This window comes from Serratia sp. 201, assembly GCF_037027545.1.
GTDB lineage: Bacteria > Pseudomonadota > Gammaproteobacteria > Enterobacterales > Enterobacteriaceae > Serratia > Serratia bockelmannii.
In genome coordinates this window covers 21,305-40,545 of the sequence record NZ_JAXCHC010000007.1, presented here as the reverse complement: position 1 = coordinate 40,545, position 19,241 = coordinate 21,305, and the positions used below count along the sequence as shown (strand labels likewise).

The window sequence follows — 19,241 nt, the reverse complement described above, 5'->3', positions numbered from 1 at the left end:
TGCCATGTGCTGCCCGGCGCGTTCGACAGGTGTTTGATAACATTGCGAAGTGTTTCGCAAAGCACAATGTAACGCCCTGCAGCCATTGCGGAATCACTCACCTGAACGGCGGATATGCTAAAATGGCGCATCTTTCGGCTTTCAATCGGACAATGATGATGACGGGACTTTCCGGCAAACATATTGTGCTTGGCATCAGCGGCGGCATCGCCGCCTACAAATGCCCAGAGCTGGTGCGCCGCCTGCGCGACAGGGGTGCAGAAGTGCGCGTGGTGATGACCCACGCCGCCAAGGCGTTCATTACGCCACTGACGCTGCAGGCCGTTTCCGGCTACCCGGTGTCCGACGATCTGTTGGATCCCGCCGCCGAAGCCGCCATGGGCCACATCGAACTGGGCAAGTGGGCGGATCTGGTGATTCTGGCGCCGGCGACCGCCGATCTGCTGGCGCGCGTCGCCGCCGGCATGGCCAACGATCTGCTGACTACCGTCTGCCTGGCGACCGACGCCCCTATCGCCGCCGCCCCCGCCATGAACCAGCAGATGTATCGCGCCGCCGCCACGCAGGCCAACCTGCAAACGCTGCAGACGCGCGGCATGCTGCTCTGGGGGCCGGACAGCGGCAGCCAGGCCTGCGGCGACGTCGGCCCGGGCCGCATGCTGGATCCGCTGGACATCGTCGACCTGGCGAACGCGCATTTCTCCGCCCCGCAGGATCTGCAACATTTGCAGGTTATGATCACCGCCGGCCCAACGCGTGAAGCGCTGGATCCGGTACGTTTCATCAGCAATCACAGCTCCGGCAAAATGGGCTTCGCCATCGCCCGCGCCGCCGCCGCCCGCGGCGCGCAGGTGACGCTGATCGCCGGGCCGGTCAGCCTGCCGACGCCGCCATCGGTCACCCGAGTGGACGTCACCAGCGCGCTGGAGATGGAGCAGGCGGTGCAACAGCGCGCGGCGCAGCAGCAGATTTTCATCTCCTGCGCCGCCGTGGCCGACTACCGCCCCGAGCAGATCGCCGATGAAAAAATAAAAAAACAGGGTGATGAAATCGTCCTCAAGATGGTAAAAAACCCCGATATCGTCGCCGGCGTGGCCGCGATGACCAAAAATCGACCGTTTGTCGTGGGGTTTGCCGCCGAAACCCAGAATGTGGAAGAATACGCGCGGCAAAAACTGGCGCGTAAGAAGCTGGATTTGATTTGCGCTAACGATGTATCGCTTGCAGAGCACGGGTTCAACAGCGACACCAATGCCCTGCACCTTTTTTGGCAGGATGGAGAAAAGCGCCTGGCGCTGAGCGACAAGGCACTCCTTGGCCAACGTTTAATAGACGAGATAGTCAGCCGTTATGATGAAAAAAATCGACGTTAAGATCCTCGACCCGCGTATCGGTCAGGATTTCCCGCTACCGACCTACGCCACGCCGGGCTCCGCCGGTCTCGACCTGCGCGCCTGCCTGGACAGCGCGGTAGAGCTGGCGCCGGGTGAAACCACGCTGCTGCCCACCGGCCTCGCGATCCACATCGCCGACGCCGGCCTGGCGGCAGTGATCCTGCCGCGCTCCGGCCTGGGCCATAAGCACGGCGTCGTGCTGGGCAACCTGGTCGGCCTGATCGACTCCGATTACCAGGGCCAGCTGATGGTGTCCGTTTGGAACCGCGGCCAGAAGCACTTCACCATCGAGCCGGGCGAACGCATCGCGCAGATGGTCTTCGTGCCGGTGGTGCAGGCCGAATTCAACCTGGTGGAAGAGTTCGACAGTAGCGAGCGCGGCGAAGGCGGCTTCGGCCACTCGGGGCGCCACTAAGCGCCACCCAATGCACGATGGCCGGCAGGGAAACGTCGCCTGAACCTTGCCTTTCCGGGGAGAAGGATGTCTCTGCGGCAAGGTTTTACCGCGACAATTGCAGCGCACACCAGGCAGCGCGGAAAAAGGCCGTTAAGGCCGCTGACCCCAGCATCGTAAAAAAGCTATCACATAAGCCGCACAGAGCCTGCTCTGCAGCGGCCGGTGCCCGGGTTTCCGTCAGTTAAGTTTTAGCAAGGGTCTAATCAGACATGGCAGAAAAAGAAAATACGAAAAGGAATCGGCGCGAGGAAATATTGCAGGCGTTAGCCCAGATGCTGGAATCCAGCGACGGCAGCCAGCGCATTACCACCGCCAAGCTCGCCGCGAACGTGGGTGTTTCTGAAGCTGCGCTGTACCGGCATTTCCCCAGCAAGACACGGATGTTCGACAGTCTGATCGAGTTTATCGAAGACAGCCTAATCACCCGCATCAACCTGATCTTGCAGGACGAGAAAGAGACGTTTAATCGTCTGCGCCTGATTTTACTGCTGATTCTGGGCTTTGCGGAACGCAACCCGGGGCTGACGCGCATCATGACCGGCCACGCGCTGATGTTTGAACAGGATCGCCTGCAGGGCCGCATCAACCAGCTGTTCGAACGCATCGAGGCGCAGCTGCGTCAGGTGCTGAAAGAGCGCAAATTGCGCGAAGGCAAAGGCTTCATCGTCGATGAAACGCTGTTGGCCAGCCAGCTGCTGGCCTTCTGCGAAGGCATGTTGTCGCGCTATGTGCGTTCGGAATTCCGCTATCGTCCAACGCAGGAATTCGACGCCCGCTGGCCGCTATTGGCGGCACAGCTGCAATAACGAAAACGCCGGGCATGCCCGGCGTTTTTATTTATACCCCGTACTGCTCGCGGTAAGCGCGCACCGCCGCCAGGTGGTCCGCCATTTCCGGTTTCTCTTCCAGATAAGCGATCAGGTCCTTCAGCGTCACGATCGAAATCACCTTGCAGTGATAGTCGCGTTCCACTTCCTGAATGGCGGAGATATCCGCGCGGCCGCGTTCCTGACGGTCGAGGGAGATCAGCACCCCCGCCAGCGAAGCGCCGCTGGCGCCGATGATTTCCATCGACTCGCGGATCGCGGTGCCGGCGGTGATCACATCATCCACCAGCATCACACGCCCCTGCAGCGGGCTGCCGACCAGCGAACCACCCTCGCCGTGGGTCTTGGCTTCCTTGCGGTTAAAGCAGTAAGGCACGTCGCGCTCATGGTGTTCCGCCAGCGCAACCGCCGTGGTGGTGGCGATAGGAATGCCTTTATAGGCCGGGCCAAACAGCAGATCGAAATCGATGCCGGAGTCCATCAGGGCTTCGGCGTAGAAGCGCCCCAACAGCGCAAGATCGCGCCCGGTATTAAACAGGCCGGCGTTGAAGAAATACGGGCTGGTGCGGCCGGATTTCAGGGTGAACTCGCCGAATTTCAATACCTGCTTGTTAAGCGCGAACTCGATAAACTGGCGCTGATAGGCTTTCATTACTGCTTCTCCTCGTCTGAATCTGCTTGGGTCTTGTCATTACTGCCGCCCGATCGTCGGGCATAAAAAAGGCGACTTCTCAGTCGCCTTAAAAAATCAGTCCGCCAGCGCCGCTTTCTGCGCCTGGAAGATGGTTTCGATGCCCCCTCGGGCCAGCGCCAATAGCGCCAACAGCTCATCGTGGCTGAACGGCTCGCCTTCGGCGGTGCCCTGCACTTCAATCATGCGGCCGTCTTCCATCATCACCACGTTCATGTCGGTTTCCGCCGCGGAATCTTCCACATACTCCAGATCGCACAGCGCTTCGCCGTTGACGATGCCGACGGAAACCGCCGCTACCATGCCCTTCATCGGGTTGGCTTTCAGCTTGCCGTTGGCCACCAGGGTGTTCAGCGCATCGGCCAGCGCCACGCAGGCGCCGGAGATGGAGGCGGTGCGGGTACCGCCGTCGGCCTGCAGTACGTCGCAGTCGAGGGTGATGGTGAATTCACCGAGCTTTTTCAGATCCACCGCGGCGCGCAGCGAGCGCGCGATCAGGCGCTGGATCTCCAGCGTGCGGCCACCTTGTTTGCCTTTGGCGGCTTCACGTGCGTTGCGGCTGTGGGTGGAGCGCGGCAGCATGCCGTACTCGGCGGTGATCCAACCTTGCCCCTGGCCTTTCAGGAAGCGCGGAACGCCCTCTTCTACCGTGGCGGTGCACAAGACTTTGGTATCGCCAAACTCAACCAGCACTGAGCCTTCAGCGTGTTTGGTATAGTGACGGGTCAGTGTCAGGGGGCGAACTTGCTGTGGTGCTCTGCCTGCAGGACGCATGGGCTCTCTCCGGCTTCAAATCAACTATTGGCTGCGCATTATACGGGCTTCGTGACGTAATGCCTATCCTGCCCGCAGTCGCGACGCTATAATCGCCCCATCTTTTCCTATTACGGGTACGCATCAATGATCCGCAGCATGACCGCCTACGCCCGGCGTGAAATCAAGGGTGAATGGGGCAGCGCAGCCTGGGAGCTGCGTTCCGTTAACCAGCGCTACTTAGAAACCTACATCCGTCTGCCGGAGCAATTCCGCAGCCTGGAGCCGGTGATCCGTGAACGTATCCGTGGCCGCCTGACCCGCGGCAAAGTCGAATGCAACCTGCGTTTCGAACTGGATCCAAGCGCGCAAAGCTCGCTGATCCTGAACGAAAAACTGGCCAAACAGCTGGTCGAAGCCGCCAACTGGGTGAAAATGCAGAGCGACGAAGGAGAAATCAACCCGATCGACGTGCTGCGCTGGCCGGGCGTGATGTCCGCGCAGGAGCAGGATCTGGACGCCATCAGCGCCGAGCTGATGCAAGCGCTGGACGGCGCGCTGGATGACTTTATCGTCGCACGCGAGAGCGAAGGCGCCGCGCTGAAGACGCTGATCGAACAACGCCTCGACGGCGTCAGCGCCGAAGTGGTCAAAGTGCGCGCCCAGATGCCGAACATCCTGCAATGGCAGCGCGAGCGCCTGGTCAGCAAGCTGGAAGAGGCGCAGGTACAGCTGGAAAACACCCGCCTGGAGCAAGAGCTGGTGCTGATGGCGCAGCGTATCGACGTCGCCGAAGAGCTGGACCGTCTGGAAGCGCACGTGAAAGAGACGCACAACATCCTGAAAAAGAAAGAAGCCGTCGGCCGCCGCCTCGACTTTATGATGCAGGAGTTCAACCGCGAATCGAACACCCTGGCCTCCAAGTCGATCAATGCCGACGTCACTGCTTCCGCCATCGAGCTGAAAGTGCTGATCGAGCAAATGCGCGAGCAGATCCAGAATATCGAGTGATCCTGCCCCTTATGTCATCAAGCCCGCGCCACGCGGGCTTTTTTATGGCTGCAAATCAGCGATAGGCGGCCACCTGCTCCTCACCGATCAACCCCATTTTCTGCAGCTGCACCGCAATGCTCCAGGTTGAGCGCTCGAACTCATCGCTCAGCGCTTCCAGCGTCGCCCCGGCCGCATGGCTCTCGCGCAGCCGCAGTTTTTCCTCTTCCGGCCAGGGGAAGTAGGCATTGGCAGGTCGGCCCTCGACCAGATTCTTCTGCCGTTTCTCCTCCGGCGTCAACCGGGCTTTTTTCTGCAGTTCGGCCTCACCTCCAAACTCGTTGGCTAACGCGAACAGCAGCCGGATAGCCTCCGGTGCGCAGGCCGCTGAAGCCGGTTTCAACAGCTCGCCGGTGTCGGGATTAACGCCGTTGGCCAGCGCCCTGAGCAAAGTGCCGGTATTCATCGTTCGCCTCCTTGTCCAAGAAAATGCGCGCCGGTCACGGCGCCTGTTCCAAACATGTTTCTCTTCCTCAGCCAAGAAAACCACGCTTTACGTCGGGAAAAATCGCCGATTGCGAACCAGATTCCAGGCGTTTGCACATAAGTAACGGGGATTACATCAAGTTGCGAGCCGGCAGGCCTCTGGGGAGACGGCTCACCGGGGGCTTATGAAAAACTGCCGAGCAGCGCGTGCGGATGACAATCGGCAAGATATCCCGCATGCCATAAGTATTTTGTTCTAATTATCACGCAAGGTAATGAAAGGACGGCGATGCTGTGGCTAAATGTGTTTTTTTCCTGCCCGTGAACCGTACGGACCGTTTATGCCACAAATTCTGCAATTTATTATGGCTCTGGTGGTGATCATCGCCCTGGCGCTGCTGGTCAGCAATAATCGCAAGAAAATCCGCCTGCGCTATATCATCCAGCTGTTGGTGATCGAAGGCGCGCTGGCCTACTTCTTCCTGCACTCCGCCAGCGGGCTCAGCGTGATCAAACACGTCGCCGGCTTCTTCGACACCCTGCTCACCTACGCCGCCCAAGGATCGGAGTTCGTGTTCGGCGGCATGAGCAAGGATGGCCTGGCGTTCATCTTCCTCGGCGTTTTGTGCCCTATCATCTTTATTTCCGCCCTGATCGGCATTTTGCAGCATTTCCGCATCCTGCCGCTGATCATCCGCCTGGTCGGCACTCTGCTGTCCAAGGTCAACGGCATGGGCAAGCTGGAATCGTTCAACGCCGTCAGCACATTGGTGCTGGGGCAGTCGGAGAACTTTATCGCCTATAAAGGCATCATCGGCGATATCTCGCCGCGCCGCATGTACACCATGGCCGCGACCGCCATGTCGACGGTTTCGCTCTCCATCGTCGGCGCCTACATGTCGATGATCGACGCGCAGTACGTGGTGGCGGCGTTGATCCTTAATATGTTCAGCACCTTCATCATCCTGTCGATCATCAACCCGTATCAGGTTGAAGACGAGCCGGAGCTGAAGCTGAACAAACTGCATGAAGATCAGAGCTTCTTCGAAATGTTGGGCGAGTACATTCTGGCCGGCTTCAAGATTGCGATGATCATCGCGGCGATGCTGATCGGCTTTATCGCGCTGATCTCCGCCGTCAATGCGCTGTTCTCGGCGGTGCTCGGCATCAGCTTCCAGCAGATCCTCGGCTACGTGTTCTATCCGCTGGCCTGGCTGATCGGCATCCCGGCGGAAGAGGCCTTGAAGGCGGGCAGCATCATGGCGACCAAACTGGTGGCCAACGAATTCGTGGCGATGATTGAGCTGAAGAAGATCGCGGCGGAGCTGTCGCCGCGCGGGTTGGGCATTCTGTCGGTGTTCCTGGTGTCGTTCGCCAACTTCGCCTCCATCGGCATCGTCGCCGGCGCCATCAAAGGGCTGAACGAGCAGCAAGGCAACGTGGTTTCCCGTTTTGGCCTGAAGCTGGTTTACGGCTCAACCTTGGTGAGCCTGTTGTCGGCGGCCATCGCCGGCCTGGTGCTGTAATCCCCACTCCCGGCCAGGCGGCCGGGAGTTCGCTTTAAAACGCCACGCACACCGGCGCATCCACCCGCATTACCGAATCCTGCGCAAACTGCTGCTTATAGCCGCTGCGCAGCGCCTCGATATTCGCCTCGCTCTCTTTGCCCTGCGCATGGATCAACAGCAGCGCCTTGCTGTTCTCGCGCGCCAGCTTGCCGTCGTGACCCAGCCACTGCCCTTTGGCATCAAACACCGTCAGCCCGTCTTTAAAACGCGGCGTCACCTGGCTATCGACGAAGGTTTGCCACTCGGCGGCGGTGATCGCCGGCCCCGCCGGCCGGTTCAGGCCGAAGTAGAGCGTTGTCTGCACCAGCGGATCGCCGGTGCGACAAGTCGGGGCGGGGGAAACAGCCTGGTGGCCTGGCGCCACGCAGCCGCTCAGCAGCAGGGCGGCCACCATGGCGCCGGCGGCCAGTCTCGGGGAGTTTTTCATCTGCAGTCTCGATTTTTCGGTTGAAGGATTCGCTGCAAAAGTCATAGTCAGCGATGGAAATTAGCGCGAAATTTCTAATGCTTTCATTAACAGCCAGATGTTAAAAAAGGCTGGTTATCGGCAATAAAAATGGAGTTTGGATTAGCTATATTAATCCGAAACGCCATCGGTGAAAAAAACTCAGTGGCGCGCGTCCTCGGCGGCGATTACCCTGCCGGCCATCATTCTGACGCAATTACGCTGTGAACCCCTTATGTTACTGAGCATCCTTTATATCATCGGCATCACCGCCGAAGCCATGACCGGCGCGCTGGCGGCCGGCCGCCGCCAAATGGACATGTTCGGCGTGATCATCATCGCCTCTGTCACCGCAATCGGCGGCGGGTCGGTGCGCGATATGTTGCTCGGGCATTTTCCGTTGGGCTGGGTCAAACACCCGGAATACATCGTCATCGTCGCGATAGCGGCGATCGTCACCACCTGGGTGGCTCCTCTGATGCGCCATCTGCGCCGCCTGTTTCTGGTGCTCGACGCCGTCGGCCTGATCGTTTTCTCGATCATCGGTGCGCAGGTGGCCCTGGATATGGGGCACAGCGCCATTATCGCCGCCATCGCCGCGGTGATCACCGGCGTCTTCGGCGGGGTGCTGCGCGATATGTTCTGCAACCGCATCCCGCTGGTTTTCCAGAAAGAGATCTACGCCGGCATCTCCTTCAGCGCCGCCTGGCTGTATATCGGCCTGCAGCACCTCAGCCTGCCGCACAATCTGGTGGTGATCCTCACCTTGGTCGCCGGCCTGAGCGCGCGTCTTATCGCCCTGCGCTTCCGCCTCGGCCTGCCGGTGTTCAACTACCAGCATCCGGATCACTGATCTCGGGGCGGCAACGCGCCGCCGCCGAGGCCAAAACTGCAAAAATGTCGCCCTTCGACGCGCAAATTCGCCCTTTCGACGCTTTTTCCACGCAAAGCCGCGGGCAAAATGCGAGCTAACGCTGCACCCGGCGCGTTAGCCGTGTATACTGTGCGGAGAAAATACACATCCGCTGTTTTTGGCATATCAACCGTTATCAACGAACATCATCATGGCTCAAGGCACGCTTTATATTGTCTCTGCTCCCAGTGGCGCAGGTAAATCAAGTCTGATTCAGGCTTTGTTAAAGACGCAACCGCTGTACGACACGCAGGTTTCGGTTTCGCACACCACGCGCGACAGTCGCCCGGGTGAAAATCACGGCGAGCATTATTTCTTCGTCTCGAAAGACGAATTCCGCCGGATGATCGAGCAGGACGCGTTTCTTGAGCACGCCGAAGTGTTCGGCAACTATTACGGCACTTCGCGCGCCGCCATCGAACAAGTCTTGTCGACCGGCGTGGATGTGTTTCTGGATATCGACTGGCAGGGCGCGCAGCAAATCCGCGCCAAAATGCCGCAGGCGCGCAGCATCTTCATTCTGCCGCCGTCGAAGGAAGAACTGGGCCGCCGCCTGCGCGGGCGCGGGCAGGATTCCGAAGAGGTGATCGCCAAACGCATGGCTCAGGCCGTGGCGGAAATGACGCATTACGCGGAGTACGATTACCTGATCGTGAACGATGATTTCGATCTGGCGCTGTCCGATCTGAAGACCATCATTCGCGCCGAACGCCTGCGTTTGGGCCGCCAGTTGCTGCGGCATGACGCTTTAATCAGCAAACTATTGGCAGACTGAAGGCAGTTTCAGTATCATGCCCAGTCTTTTCGTCACCTGTGGAGTAGCACAAATATGGCACGCGTAACTGTTCAAGACGCTGTAGAGAAAATTGGTAACCGTTTTGACCTGGTGTTGGTCGCTGCTCGTCGGGCGCGTCAGATCCAGACCGGCGGCAAAGATGCACTGGTTCCGGAAGAGAACGACAAGTACACCGTTATCGCCCTGCGCGAAATCGAAGAAGGCCTGATCACCAGCCAGATCCTCGACGTGCGTGAGCGCCAGGAACAGCAAGAGCAGGAAGCCGCAGAGATTCAAGCGGTTACCGCGATTGCTGAAGGTCGTCGTTAATTAGACTGCGAGTCCGCCTTGTACCTGTTTGAAAGCCTGAATCTGCTGATTCAACGTTACCTGCCCGAGGAGCAGATTAAGCGCCTCAAACAGGCATACCTCGTCGCGCGCGACGCGCACGAGGGCCAGACACGCTCCAGCGGTGAGCCCTACATTACTCACCCGGTCGCCGTGGCCTGCATCCTGGCGGAAATGCGTCTCGATCACGAGACGCTGATGGCGGCGTTGCTGCACGACGTCATCGAAGACACCCCAGCCACCTATCAAGATATGGAACAGCTGTTCGGCAAGAGCGTCGCCGAACTGGTTGAGGGCGTCTCCAAGCTCGACAAGCTGAAGTTCCAGGACAAGAAAGAAGCGCAGGCGGAAAACTTCCGCAAGATGATCATGGCGATGGTGCAGGATATCCGCGTCGTGCTGATCAAGCTGGCCGACCGTACGCACAACATGCGCACCCTCGGTTCGCTGCGCCCCGACAAACGCCGGCGCATCGCGCGTGAAACCCTGGAAATCTACAGCCCCCTCGCCCACCGTCTGGGTATTCATCACCTGAAAACCGAGCTGGAAGAGCTGGGCTTCGAGGCGCTGTACCCAAACCGTTATCGCGTGATCAAGGAAGTGGTGAAAGCCGCGCGCGGCAACCGCAAAGAGATGATTCAAAAAATCCTCTCCGAGATCGAAGGGCGGCTGACCGAGGCCGGCATCGCCTGCCGCGTCAGCGGAAGGGAAAAACACCTCTACTCCATCTACCTCAAGATGCACCTGAAAGAACAGCGTTTCCATTCCATCATGGATATCTACGCGTTCCGGGTGATCGTGAAAGAGGTCGATACCTGCTACCGCGTACTCGGCCAGGTGCACAGCCTGTATAAACCGCGCCCGGGGCGGGTGAAAGATTACATCGCCATTCCCAAGGCCAACGGCTATCAATCGCTCCACACCTCGCTGATCGGCCCGCACGGCGTGCCGGTCGAAGTGCAGATCCGCACCGAAGACATGGACCAGATGGCTGAGATGGGGGTGGCCGCGCACTGGGCTTACAAGGAAAGAGAACAGGGCGAAACCGGCACCACGGCGCAGATCCGCGCCCAACGCTGGATGCAAAGCCTGCTGGAGCTGCAGCAAAGCGCTGGCAGTTCGTTTGAATTTATCGAGAGCGTCAAATCCGATCTGTTCCCGGATGAGATTTACGTTTTCACCCCGGAAGGCCGCATCGTCGAGCTGCCCGCCGGCGCCACGCCGGTCGACTTCGCCTATGCGGTGCATACCGATATCGGCCATGCCTGCGTCGGCGCGCGCGTCGATCGTCAGCCATACCCGCTGTCACAGTCGCTGACCAGCGGCCAGACCGTCGAGATCATCACCGCACCGGGCGCGCGGCCCAACGCCGCCTGGCTGAACTTCGTGGTCAGCTCGAAAGCACGTGCCAAAATTCGCCAGATGTTGAAGAACCTCAAGCGCGACGACTCCGTCGGCCTCGGCCGCCGCCTGCTCAACCATGCGTTGGGCGGTAGCCGCAAGCTGGCCGAAATCCCGCAGGAAAACATTCAGCACGAGCTGGACCGCATGAAGCTGGCGACGCTGGACGATCTGCTGGCGGAAATCGGCCTCGGCAACGCCATGAGCGTGGTGGTGGCGAAGAATCTGCAGGGCGATCAGTCCAGCCTGGGCACCACCTCCGGCGTGCGTAACCTGGCCATCAAGGGCGCCGACGGCGTGTTGATCACCTTCGCCAAGTGCTGCCGTCCGATTCCGGGCGACCCGATTATCGCTCACGTCAGCCCGGGCAAAGGGCTGGTGATCCACCATGAATCTTGCCGCAATATTCGCGGCTATCAGAAAGAGCCTGAGAAGTTCATGGCGGTCGAGTGGGATAAAGAGACCGAGCAGGAGTTCATCGCCGAGATCAAGGTGGATATGTTTAACCACCAGGGCGCGCTGGCCAACCTGACGGCAGCGATCAACGCGGCCGAGTCCAATATTCAGAGCCTGAACACCGAAGAGAAAGACGGTCGGGTTTATAGCGCCTTTATCCGCTTGACCACCCGCGATCGCATCCATTTGGCAAACATTATGCGTAAAATCCGTATTATGCCGGATGTGATCAAAGTTAACCGCAACCGAAACTAGCGCTTATGAGTCCTGAACGCTATGCGCGGATTTGTGAAATGCTCGCGACCCGGCAGCCGGATTTGACGGTCTGCCTGGAGCAAGTGCACAAGCCGCATAACGTCTCCGCCATTATCCGCACCGCCGACGCCGTCGGCGTGCATCAGGTCCACGCCGTGTGGCCCACCACCCGCATGCGCACCCTGGTTTCCTCCGCCGCCGGCAGCAACAGCTGGGTCAGCGTTAAAACCCATCCCACCATCGGCGACGCGGTCGGCCACCTGAAAGCGCAGGGCATGCAAATTCTGGCCACCAACCTGTCTGCGCGCGCGGTCGATTTCCGCGAGGTGGACTACACCCGGCCAACCTGCGTGCTGCTCGGCCAGGAAAAAACCGGCATCACCGAAGAAGCGCTGGCGCTCGCCGATCAAGACATCGTCATTCCGATGATCGGCATGGTGCAATCGCTCAACGTCTCCGTGGCTTCGGCGCTGATCCTGTATGAGGCGCAGCGCCAGCGGCAAAACGCCGGCCTGTACCGCCGCGACAACAGCATGCTGGACGAAGAAGAGCAGCAGCGTCTGCTGTTCGAAGGCGGCTATCCGGTGCTGGCCAACGTGGCCAAACGCAAGGGGCTGCCGCGTCCGCAGATCGACGAACAGGGTCAGGTGGTCGCCAGCGCCGAATGGTGGGCGGCCATGCAGGCGACGGTGCGCAAATGAAAGGCCGCCTGCTGGATGCTGTCCCACTCACCACGCTTTCCGGGGTTGGCGCCAGCCAGGCGGGCAAACTGGCCAAGCTTGGCCTCGAGACCATTCAGGATCTGCTGCTGCACCTGCCGCTGCGCTACGAAGACCGCACCCGCCTCTATCCGATCAACGATCTGCTGCCGGGCATCTACGCCACGGTAGAAGGGGAAGTGCTGCGCAGCGACATCAGCTTCGGCCGCCGCCGCATGCTGACCTGCCAGATCAGCGACGGCACCGGCATCCTCACCATGCGCTTCTTCAACTTCAACGCCGCAATGAAGAACAGCCTGGCCACCGGCCGCCGCGTGACCGCCTACGGCGAGATCAAACGCGGCAACCACGGCGCGGAGATCATTCATCCGGAATACCGTATTCAGGGCGAAGCCAGCGAGGTCGAGCTGCAGGAGTCGCTGACGCCGGTCTACCCCACCACCGAGGGGGTGCGGCAGGCCACGCTGCGCAAGCTGACCGACCAGGCGCTGGCGCTGCTGGATACCTGCGCCATCGCCGAACTGCTGCCGCCGGAGCTGAGCGGCGGCCTGATGAGCCTGCCGCAGGCGCTGCACACCCTGCATCGCCCGCCGCCGGACATTCAGCTGGCGGATCTGGAACTGGGCAAACACCCAGCGCAAAAACGCCTGATCCTCGAAGAGCTGCTGGCGCATAACCTCAGCATGCTGGCGGTGCGCGCCGGCGCGCAGAGTTATCAGGCGCAACCGCTGCTGCCGGACGATCGGCTGAAAAACCGTTTTCTCGCACAGCTGCCGTTCTCGCCGACCGGCGCGCAAACGCGCGTGGTGGCCGACATCGAAGCCGACATGCAAAAAGACTTCCCGATGATGCGGCTGGTGCAGGGCGACGTCGGTTCCGGCAAAACGCTGGTGGCGGCGCTGGCGGCGCTGCGCGCCATCGCGCACGGCAAGCAGGTGGCGCTGATGGCGCCGACTGAGCTGCTGGCCGAACAGCATGCCAACAACTTCCGCCAGTGGTTCGAACCGCTGGGGCTGCAGGTCGGCTGGCTGGCGGGCAAACAGAAAGGCAAGGCGCGCATCGCGCAGCAGGAAGCCATCGCCAGCGGCCAGGTATCGATGGTGGTCGGTACCCACGCCATCTTCCAGGAGCAGGTGCAGTTCAACGGCCTGGCGCTGGTGATTATCGATGAGCAGCACCGCTTCGGGGTGCATCAGCGGCTGGCGCTGTGGGAGAAAGGCGAAGAACAGGGCTTCCACGCCCATCAGCTGATCATGACCGCCACGCCGATCCCGCGCACGCTGGCGATGACCGCCTATGCCGATCTCGATACCTCGGTCATCGACGAGCTGCCGCCAGGCCGCACGCCGGTGACCACCGTCGCCATTCCCGATACCCGCCGCGCCGACATCATTCAACGGGTGAAAAGCGCCTGTCTGGAAGAAGGACGGCAGGCTTACTGGGTATGTACGCTGATCGAAGAGTCCGAGCTGCTGGAAGCGCAGGCGGCGGAAGCCACCTGGGAAGAATTGAAAGCCGCGCTGCCGGAGCTGAAGGTGGCGCTGGTGCACGGCCGCATGAAAGCGCAGGAAAAGCAGGCGGTGATGCAGGCGTTTAAACAGGGCGAGCTGCAGCTGTTGGTCGCCACCACGGTGATCGAGGTCGGCGTCGACGTGCCCAACGCCAGCCTGATGATCATCGAAAACCCGGAACGGCTGGGCCTAGCGCAGCTGCACCAGCTGCGCGGCCGCGTAGGGCGCGGCGCGGTGGCTTCACACTGCGTGCTGCTGTACAAAACGCCGCTGAGCAAAACCGCGCAAACGCGCCTGCAAGTGCTGCGCGACAGCAACGACGGCTTTGTCATCGCCCAGCGCGATCTGGAGATCCGCGGCCCGGGCGAGCTGCTGGGCACCCGCCAGACCGGCAGCGCCGAATTCAAGGTGGCGGACCTGTTGCGCGACCAGGTGATGATCCCCGAAGTGCAACGCGTCGCCCGCCATCTCCATCAGCACTACCCGGAACACGCCCAGGCGCTGATCGAACGCTGGCTGCCGGAGAAGGCGCGCTACTCCAACGCATAAAAAAGGGCGCCGCAGGCGCCCTTCTCATGATGACTCGCGATATTACCCCACCGCCGGGAACACCGGCAGCAGCAGATACAGCTTGATAACGATGGCGTTGGCGATATCGATAAAGAACGCTCCCACCATCGGCACCACCAGAAACGCCAGATGCGACGGGCCGAAGCGATCGGTGATCGCCTGCATGTTGGCGATCGCCGTCGGCGTGGCGCCCATGCCGAAACCACAGTGGCCGGCGGCCAGCACCGCCGCGTCGTAGTTCTTGCCCATCACCCGGTAGGTAACAAAGATCGCGTACAGCGCCATCACCAGCGTCTGCACCGCCAGGATCGCCAGCATCGGTAACGCCAGCGAAGCCAGCTCCCACAGGCGCAGGCTCATCAACGCCATCGCCAGGAACAGCGACAGGCTGACATTACCCAGCACCGATACCGCCCGTTCGAACACGGTATAGAAACCGGTGAAGGCCAGCGTGTTGCTGAGGATCACCCCGACGAACAGCACGCAAACGAAGTTAGGCAGCTCAAACACCGTACCGTTCAGCAAGCCGGCAATCAGCTGCCCCAGGCTCAGACAGATAGCGATCATGGCGATGGTTTCGATCATCACCAGCGAGGTGATCAGGCGGCCGCTTTCCGGCTTCTCGAAACCGCTCGGCTGCACGCTGTCTTCCGGCGTACCTTCCGGCGTAGAGGAATGTTTGACCAGATAGCGCGCCACCGGACCGCCGATCAGGCCGCCCAGCACCAGGCCGAAGGTGGCACAGGCCATGGCGACTTCCGTCGCGTTTTCAAAGCCGTAGCGCTCGATGAACAGCTTGCTCCAGGCCGCCCCGGTGCCGTGGCCGCCCGACAGGGTGATCGACCCGGCGATCAGGCCCATCAACGGATCCAACCCCAGCATTTTCGCCATGCCGATGCCGATGGCGTTCTGCACCAACAGCAGCCCCAGCACCACGAACAGGAATACCATCAGCGCCTTGCCGCCGGCGCGCAACCGCGCCAGGTTGGCGTTCAGCCCGATAGTGGCGAAGAAGGCCAGCATCAGCGGATCCTTCAGCGACATGTCAAAGCTGATTTCCCAGTTGGCGAACTTTTTCAGGGCTAACAACAGAAGGGCCACCAGCAAACCGCCGGCGACGGGGGCAGGAATGGTATATTTTCGCAGCAGAGGAATGCTTCTGACGCACTTGCCCCCGAGGAGCAAAACCAGCGTCGCGGCGACTAACGTGCCATAAGTATCAAGATGAAACATCCAGGTACTCCATGTAAGGGAAAAGATCCAAATAAAAATAATAAGTTATAGAAAACCACTGAGTTTTTAAACTTGATGAGTCCAGGATTAGAAGTAAAAAACGCTAAGATGACAAGAAAAAATGAATGAAAATGCGACATAAACAGGAAAGTTGACAATATAATATTTAGGCGCAACCGTTTGCTTTTGCGGGGCGGCGCATTAAAATGCCTGCTTTGCCGTATCTGGAAACGCCACACCATGAGCATGTCATCCTCCGAGCTTGATGCCACACGCCAAGCCGCCTCAGAATCCCGCGCCAGCGAACTGATTTATCGCCTCGAAGACCGCCCGCCGCTGCCGCAAACGCTGTTTGCCGCCGGCCAGCATCTGTTGGCGATGTTCGTTGCGGTGATCACTCCGGCGCTGCTGATCTGCCAGGCGCTGGGCCTGCCGGCGCAGGATACCCAGCACATCATCAGCATGTCGCTGTTCGCCTCCGGCCTGGCTTCCATTCTGCAAATCAAAACCTGGGGGCCGGTGGGTTCCGGGCTACTGTCGATTCAGGGCACCAGCTTCAACTTCGTTTCGCCGCTGATCATGGGCGGTCTGGCGCTGAAAAACGGCGGCGCCGACGTGCCGACCATGATGGCCGCGCTGTTCGGCACCCTGATGGTCGCTTCTTGCACCGAAATTTTGCTGTCGCGCGTGCTGCATCTGGCGCGCCGCATCATCACCCCGCTGGTTTCCGGCATCGTGGTGATGATCATTGGCCTGTCGCTGATTCAGGTCGGTTTGACCTCGATCGGCGGCGGTTATGCCGCGATGAACGATCACAGCTTCGGCTCACCGAAAAACCTGCTGCTGGCCGGCGCGGTGCTGGCGGTCATCATCCTGCTGAACCGCCAGCGCAACCCTTACCTGCGCGTCGCTTCATTGGTGATCGCCATGGCGGTCGGCTATCTGTTGGCCTGGGCGATGGACATGCTGCCCGCCGACGCTCCGGCGGCACCCACGGCGGCGATCACTATTCCCACGCCGCTCTATTACGGCCTGGGCTTCGACTGGAACTTGCTGCTGCCGCTGATGCTGATCTTTATGGTCACCTCGCTGGAAACCATCGGCGACATCACCGCCACCTCTGATGTCTCCGAACAGCCGGTCAGCGGGCCGCTGTACATGAAGCGTCTAAAAGGGGGCGTACTGGCCAACGGCCTGAACTCGATGCTGTCGGCGGTGTTCAATACCTTCCCCAACTCCTGCTTCGGCCAGAACAACGGCGTGATCCAGCTGACCGGCGTCGCCAGCCGCTATGTCGGCTTTGTGGTGGCGCTGATGCTGATCGCGCTGGGGCTGTTCCCGGCGGTAGCCGGCTTCGTGCAGCACATCCCCGAGCCGGTACTGGGCGGTGCGACCATCGTGATGTTCGGCACCATCGCCGCCTCCGGCGTGCGCATCGTGTCACGCGAGCGCCTGAACCGCCGCGCCATCATGATCATGGCGCTGTCGCTGGCCGTCGGCATGGGCGTCTCCCAGCAGCCGCTGATCCTGCAGTTCGCGCCGGACTGGCTGAAAACCCTACTCTCTTCCGGCATCGCCGCCGGCGGCATTACCGCCATCGTGCTGAACCTGGTGTTCCCGCAGGAACACGAGAAAAAGTAACCCGCCCATTGGCGTTCAAACGGCCGCTTGCGGCCGTTTTTTATTGTCTATCAGACCATTGCCCTTGAGATGCCCGGCCAATTGCGGCATAAACAGGGTATCTTTTTTGACCGATGCGGATGTAGACGATGAAATTTATCGGAAAGCTGTTGCTGACGTTGCTGCTGCTGATCGTGCTGGCGGTGGTGGTGCTGTACCTGGTCGGGCAAACCCGCTGGGCGGCAGGCCGCCTGAGTGCCTGGATCAGCGACAACAGCGAATACCGCCTGTCGATAGGAAAAATCACCCATTCGTGGAGCCAACCGGACCAGATCGGTCTGGAAGACGTGCAGCTGGCGCGCAGCGGCCAGCCGCAGGCGCTGGTTGCCAAACGCGTCGATCTCGGCCTCAGCCTGCGCCAAATCACCGAGCCGCGCTATTTTCACAGCGTCACGCTGCGCGACGGCACGCTGAACGTGCAGCCACAGGCGGCGGCGTTGCCTGTACAGGCCGACGTGCTGCAGTTGAGCAACATGGCGCTGCAGTCCAACGATAACGAGTGGCAGCTCAACGCGCAGCAGGTCACTGCCGGCATCACGCCGTGGCGCCCGCTGGCCGGCCATCTGCTGGGGGACAACAACCAGTTTCAGTTCAGCGCCGGTTCGATGACGCTGAACGGCATCCCCGCCTCGAAGGTGTTGGTGCAGGGGGAGCAAAAGCAGGGCCAACTGCTGTTGAACAACTTCGGCGCCGATCTGGCGCAGGGCGACCTGACCGGCGTGGCCAGCCGCGCCGCCGACGGCAGCTGGCGGGTGGATCGCCTGCGGCTGAGCGGCGTGCGCCTGCAGACCCCGTTGACGCTGGCAGAATTCATGCAGCGCTTTACCACTCTGCCGCCGGTCACCCTCAAGCGTTTCGATCTTATCGACGCGCGCCTGGAAGGCAAGGCATGGGCGGTTAACGATCTCGATTTGTCGCTGCAAAACGTCAGCGTCGAAAAAGGCGACTGGCGCAGCGAAGACGGCTCGCTCAACTTCAACGCCAGCGACGTGATCAACGGCGGTTTCCACCTGATCGATCCGATCGCCACCCTACGGCTCTCTTCCGCCGGCATCGCCATTCAGCAATTCACCACCCGCTGGGAAGGCGGGCTGCTGCGCACCTCCGGCAACTGGCTGCGCGCCGGCAAACGCCTGCAGCTGGATGAAGTGGCCATGGCGGCGCTAGAGTACACCCTGCCGATCGACTGGCGCGAGCTGTGGCTGAAACCGCTGCCGGGCTGGCTGGCGGAGGTGTACGTCACCAAGCTGACCACCAACCGCAATCTGATCATCGATATCAACCCGGCATTCCCGTTCCAGATCACTGCGCTGGACGGTTACGGCAGCAACCTGCTGCTGGCGCGCGACCACCAGTTGGGCATTTGGTCCGGTTCGCTGAACCTGAACGGCAGCGAGGCCACCTTCAACAAGATCGACGTGCGGCGCCCTTCGCTGGCGCTGAACGCCGACGGCAACCAGATCACCGTCACCGAGCTCAGCGCCTTCATGCCCAATGGCTTGCTGGAAGCCAAAGCGACCGTCGATCAGCTGCCAGGCAAGCCGTTCCAGCTGACGTTGCGCGGCCGTTCGGTACCGATCAATACCTTGCAGCAATGGGGATGGCAGCCGGTGCCGCTGACGGGCGACGGCAACCTTGAGCTGCAGTTGAAAGGGCTGCTGAACAGCGACGGGCCGTTCAAAGCCTCGTTGAAGGGCAATCTACAGGCCACCGCCGGCGACGGCCAAGCGGTGAACCAACAGCTGCCGTAATGCGCTGCGCGGCCCGCT

General features: G+C 60.7%; 18 protein-coding genes. 13 read left to right on the top strand and 5 right to left on the bottom strand.

What is annotated here, in order from left to right:
- Positions 1-155: 155 nt before the first annotated feature.
- From coaBC to slmA, 3 genes are all read left to right on the top strand, one after another.
- The gene (gene coaBC, locus WA302_RS24375) at positions 156-1,373 is read left to right on the top strand and encodes a bifunctional phosphopantothenoylcysteine decarboxylase/phosphopantothenate--cysteine ligase CoaBC (RefSeq protein ID WP_038630299.1); all 1,218 of its coding nucleotides are present in this window, start codon (positions 156-158) and stop codon (positions 1,371-1,373) included.
- Complete coding sequence (gene dut, locus WA302_RS24370; RefSeq protein WP_016929680.1) at positions 1,351-1,809, top strand: dUTP diphosphatase; 459 nt, start codon at positions 1,351-1,353, stop codon at positions 1,807-1,809. The genes coaBC and dut overlap by 23 nt, the downstream gene beginning before the upstream one ends.
- 251 nt (positions 1,810-2,060) lie before the next feature.
- Positions 2,061-2,657, top strand: a complete 597-nt coding sequence (slmA, locus tag WA302_RS24365) for a nucleoid occlusion factor SlmA (protein ID WP_025304700.1) — start codon at positions 2,061-2,063, stop codon at positions 2,655-2,657.
- Positions 2,658-2,688: 31 nt separating this feature from the next.
- On the opposite strand, the gene pyrE is transcribed toward slmA, so the two are convergent.
- Positions 2,689-3,330, bottom strand: coding sequence for an orotate phosphoribosyltransferase (gene pyrE, locus WA302_RS24360; RefSeq protein WP_004931204.1), 642 nt, complete (start codon positions 3,328-3,330; stop codon positions 2,689-2,691).
- Between the two features lie 96 nt (positions 3,331-3,426).
- Entirely contained in the window at positions 3,427-4,143 is a 717-nt protein-coding gene (rph, locus tag WA302_RS24355; protein ID WP_025160305.1) for a ribonuclease PH, read from the bottom strand.
- 126 nt (positions 4,144-4,269) lie between these two features.
- On the opposite strand from rph, the gene WA302_RS24350 reads away from it, so the two are divergent.
- The gene (locus WA302_RS24350) at positions 4,270-5,133 is read left to right on the top strand and encodes a YicC/YloC family endoribonuclease (RefSeq protein ID WP_015379441.1); all 864 of its coding nucleotides are present in this window, start codon (positions 4,270-4,272) and stop codon (positions 5,131-5,133) included.
- 55 nt (positions 5,134-5,188) lie between these two features.
- On the opposite strand, the gene WA302_RS24345 is transcribed toward WA302_RS24350, so the two are convergent.
- Positions 5,189-5,578 (bottom strand): hypothetical protein, encoded by a 390-nt coding sequence (locus tag WA302_RS24345; protein ID WP_049205347.1) that lies wholly within the window; start codon positions 5,576-5,578, stop codon positions 5,189-5,191.
- Between the two features lie 361 nt (positions 5,579-5,939).
- Between WA302_RS24345 and WA302_RS24340 the strand changes: the two genes are divergently transcribed.
- Positions 5,940-7,124 (top strand): NupC/NupG family nucleoside CNT transporter, encoded by a 1,185-nt coding sequence (locus tag WA302_RS24340; protein ID WP_230121145.1) that lies wholly within the window; start codon positions 5,940-5,942, stop codon positions 7,122-7,124.
- A gap of 34 nt (positions 7,125-7,158) precedes the next feature.
- Here WA302_RS24340 and WA302_RS24335 read toward each other — a convergent pair whose 3' ends face one another.
- Positions 7,159-7,593: a DUF3574 domain-containing protein gene (locus tag WA302_RS24335; protein ID WP_060448514.1), complete on the bottom strand. Its 435-nt coding sequence runs from the start codon at positions 7,591-7,593 to the stop codon at positions 7,159-7,161.
- A gap of 253 nt (positions 7,594-7,846) precedes the next feature.
- On the opposite strand from WA302_RS24335, the gene WA302_RS24330 reads away from it, so the two are divergent.
- From WA302_RS24330 to recG, 6 genes are all read left to right on the top strand, one after another.
- Complete coding sequence (locus WA302_RS24330; protein ID WP_025304704.1) at positions 7,847-8,464, top strand: trimeric intracellular cation channel family protein; 618 nt, start codon at positions 7,847-7,849, stop codon at positions 8,462-8,464.
- A gap of 211 nt (positions 8,465-8,675) precedes the next feature.
- Positions 8,676-9,299 carry a guanylate kinase gene (gene gmk / locus WA302_RS24325; protein ID WP_033636481.1) on the top strand — a complete coding sequence of 208 codons (624 nt, stop codon included), beginning with the start codon at positions 8,676-8,678 and terminating at the stop codon, positions 9,297-9,299.
- Positions 9,300-9,353: 54 nt separating this feature from the next.
- Positions 9,354-9,629: a DNA-directed RNA polymerase subunit omega gene (rpoZ, locus tag WA302_RS24320; RefSeq protein WP_004931221.1), complete on the top strand. Its 276-nt coding sequence runs from the start codon at positions 9,354-9,356 to the stop codon at positions 9,627-9,629.
- 18 nt (positions 9,630-9,647) lie between these two features.
- Entirely contained in the window at positions 9,648-11,759 is a 2,112-nt protein-coding gene (spoT, locus tag WA302_RS24315; protein WP_015379445.1) for a bifunctional GTP diphosphokinase/guanosine-3',5'-bis pyrophosphate 3'-pyrophosphohydrolase, read from the top strand.
- Positions 11,760-11,764: 5 nt separating this feature from the next.
- Positions 11,765-12,460 carry a tRNA (guanosine(18)-2'-O)-methyltransferase TrmH gene (trmH, locus tag WA302_RS24310; RefSeq protein ID WP_033639122.1) on the top strand — a complete coding sequence of 232 codons (696 nt, stop codon included), beginning with the start codon at positions 11,765-11,767 and terminating at the stop codon, positions 12,458-12,460.
- Positions 12,457-14,538, top strand: a complete 2,082-nt coding sequence (recG, locus tag WA302_RS24305; protein ID WP_060448516.1) for an ATP-dependent DNA helicase RecG — start codon at positions 12,457-12,459, stop codon at positions 14,536-14,538. Before trmH ends, recG begins: the two co-directional genes overlap by 4 nt.
- Before the next feature lie 42 nt (positions 14,539-14,580).
- On the opposite strand, the gene gltS is transcribed toward recG, so the two are convergent.
- On the bottom strand, positions 14,581-15,792 hold the full coding sequence (gene gltS / locus WA302_RS24300) for a sodium/glutamate symporter (protein WP_025304708.1): 1,212 nt from the start codon (positions 15,790-15,792) through the stop codon (positions 14,581-14,583).
- Between the two features lie 240 nt (positions 15,793-16,032).
- Between gltS and WA302_RS24295 the strand changes: the two genes are divergently transcribed.
- Together WA302_RS24295 and WA302_RS24290 are read left to right on the top strand one after the other, a co-directional pair.
- Positions 16,033-17,433, top strand: a complete 1,401-nt coding sequence (locus WA302_RS24295) for a nucleobase:cation symporter-2 family protein (protein ID WP_025304709.1) — start codon at positions 16,033-16,035, stop codon at positions 17,431-17,433.
- A 128-nt stretch (positions 17,434-17,561) separates the two neighbouring features.
- Positions 17,562-19,223, top strand: a complete 1,662-nt coding sequence (locus tag WA302_RS24290; protein ID WP_043141072.1) for an AsmA family protein — start codon at positions 17,562-17,564, stop codon at positions 19,221-19,223.
- Positions 19,224-19,241: the final 18 nt, after the last annotated feature.